Source organism: Duganella alba (genome assembly GCF_009674495.1).
GTDB lineage: Bacteria > Pseudomonadota > Gammaproteobacteria > Burkholderiales > Burkholderiaceae_D > Rugamonas > Rugamonas alba.
Genome location: NZ_WKJN01000109.1, coordinates 1 through 257, shown reverse-complemented (window position 1 = coordinate 257; position 257 = coordinate 1). Strand labels below are relative to the sequence as shown.

The following is a 257-nucleotide window of genomic DNA, read 5'->3' as shown; positions in this document are numbered from 1 at the left end:
GTAGGTAGCTTAACCGTAAGGAGGGCGCTTACCACGGTAGGATTCGTGACTGGGGTGAAGTCGTAACAAGGTAGCCGTATCGGAAGGTGCGGCTGGATCACCTCCTTTCTAGAGTAGCACTGGTTCTAGCAACCACATCAAGCGTTCACACTTATCGACTGTAGACAACAAAGAACAGCAAATTTGGGGCTGTAGCTCAGCTGGTTAGAGCACCGTGTTGATAACGCGGGGGTCGTTGGTTCGAGTCCAACCAGCCC

1 rRNA gene is annotated in these 257 nt (G+C 52.5%); it reads left to right on the top strand.

Annotated features, from left to right (window positions below):
* Window positions 1-108 (top strand): 16S ribosomal RNA (locus GJ695_RS29485); the annotation flags it as partial.
* Between the last annotated feature and the right edge of the window lie 149 nt (window positions 109-257).